3 protein-coding genes are annotated in these 1,408 nt (G+C 40.7%); all 3 read right to left on the reverse strand.

Features of this window, described 5'->3' with window-relative positions; all coding sequences use genetic code 11:
- Positions 1 to 683, reverse strand: a 683-nt coding sequence (locus A3762_RS06180; RefSeq protein WP_156493290.1) for a protein phosphatase CheZ, incomplete at its 3' end; no start/stop codon positions are given.
- A 7-nt stretch (positions 684 to 690) separates the two neighbouring features.
- Positions 691 to 1,077, reverse strand: coding sequence for a chemotaxis response regulator CheY (gene cheY, locus A3762_RS06185; RefSeq protein WP_068480161.1), 387 nt, complete (start codon positions 1,075 to 1,077; stop codon positions 691 to 693).
- Positions 1,078 to 1,210: 133 nt separating this feature from the next.
- Positions 1,211 to 1,408 (reverse strand): sigma-70 family RNA polymerase sigma factor (locus tag A3762_RS06190; RefSeq protein WP_156493291.1); only part of this gene is annotated, 198 nt, incomplete at its 5' end.

The following is a 1,408-nucleotide window of genomic DNA, read 5'->3' on the forward strand; positions in this document are numbered from 1 at the left end:
GACTCAAGGTCGTGCACAGTACCTGTAATTTGATCGACCTTTCCGGCCATCCTTACAAGGTTAACGAGATTTTCTTCAACATCTTTAACTAAATTTGTTACACGATTGATAACTTGACCCGTTAAGTCCTGAAAATCCTGTGCAAGCAATATAGATGATAAATTTTTATATACCTTATCTGAGTCATTACCAAGTTGAGTCAAGAAGGTATCCATGCGCCCCGTTAGGTCTCTAAATTCACTAGGGCTCATTTCCTTACGGCGCAACTTTTGCCACTCTTGCTTAAGTTGATCAGCCTCATCTTTCATATGCGATGCATAAGGCATTGTTTCTTCAACAAGGTCTAAGGTTTTGTTGGCAGCGCTATTCGTCATATCAACGACGAAGGCTAGTCGGTCAGATGCATCATCAATTTTCGATAAAGCTTCTCGGCTTTGTGCATCACCGCAATCAATCTGAAAGTCGCGAATTGATTCATAGAGACTGCGAGTCAATCGACCTACTTCGACATAAAGTGTTTTATCACGAGTTTGATTAATCTCAGAGATGAGACTAAGCGCGGAAGACAAGTCGCCCTGATCAACGAGATCTTTTAGCTGACTTGTTTGTTCTTTAAGCAGTTGTTCAAAGCCTTCTACACCTTCAATGCTTTGCGCTGCTTGTGACGGAGTTAGTTCGTTCATAACAGTACTAGGCATCAATTCGTTCGAAGATTTTCTCGATTTTTTCTTTCAAGACGGCTGCTGTAAATGGCTTAACCACATACCCATTTACACCTGCTTGTGCCGCTGCAACGATCTGATCTCGTTTTGCTTCAGCGGTAACCATCAACACAGGTAAAGACTTTAAGTCATCATCTGCACGAACGGTCTTAAGCAAGTCAATACCAGTCATTCCTGGCATGTTCCAATCCGTCACGAGGAAGTCATACTTACCGGTTTTCAGCATCGGCAATGCAGTATTGCCGTCATCAGCCTCATCGGTATTTGTGAACCCTAAATCGCGAAGTAGGTTTTTAATAATGCGCCTCATTGTCGAAAAATCATCAACAACAAGGATTTTCATATCTTTATTCAAGTCGACCTCCATTCCTGTCGAAACCTTTGATAGCGTTTCAAACCCTAATATGAAGTCTAGACAGAGAAATGAGTCTAGCCAGTTTTTTTTATTGGAAAATCAAGAACTTTGATTAGTTATGGATAGTCGTAAATTACGAATCAATCCACTCATACATTCGTGCCTTTAAACGGATAGCTGCCTGTGAGTGAATTTGACTAACACGAGACTCACTCACATCAAGAATTAAGCCTATTTCTTTTAGATTCATCTCTTCTTCATAGTAAAGAGAAAGCACTAAATTTTCGCGTTCCGGCAAACGCTCTATCTCAGATGCTAGAGCTTTTTTAAA

Source organism: Oleiphilus sp. HI0125, from assembly GCF_001635355.1.